General features: G+C 43.3%; 1 pseudogene. It reads right to left on the bottom strand.

What is annotated here, in order from left to right:
- Nucleotides 1–45 precede the first annotated feature (45 nt).
- Nucleotides 46–267: pseudogene (locus tag ACTHUR_RS18035) on the bottom strand (hypothetical protein); the annotation flags it as partial.
- Nucleotides 268–524 lie beyond the last annotated feature (257 nt).

Here is a 524-nt window from a genome sequence, read left to right as displayed (position 1 = left end):
ACCGTAGTGAACGCGGATGCTAGGATCCAAAGCGGATTTGGCTTAGGTAGAGTTTAAAGCTACATCGACTTTACACATATAAATATCGTTTTGACCTTTGCCATGGACTTTATGGCCCTCACCCATGCTACGGCAGGCAGAACCGGCGGCAGTTGTTTTTGGAGTAGAAGTTTGAGAGGAGGAAGTGGATGGTTGGGAATTGCCGGATTGTGAGCAAGCGGCAAGCATCAGGGAGGATACGGCAACCAAAGCAGAAAAACGTAACATGCGAACTCCTTTGTAATAATGGGCGTAGAAAAAGTTTACAGAAAGCAGAATCATTTTAACATATATGAAAGAAGTATAAAAACAGAATGGTGCAAAAAATATTATATTTTTATTTAAATGATTTCATGGCGTTAAGAAAGTTTGAGGCGGTAATGCTTGACGAAGGAGGGCAGAAAGCGTATATTGCGGACTTCCTTAGGAGTAATGGCTGAGAGGCTGAAGGCACTTCCCTGCTAAGGAAGCATGTGGGGTCAACC

The sequence above is a fragment of the Neisseria sp. P0021.S007 genome (assembly GCF_051956855.1).
This window is presented reverse-complemented; position numbering and strand designations above follow the sequence as displayed.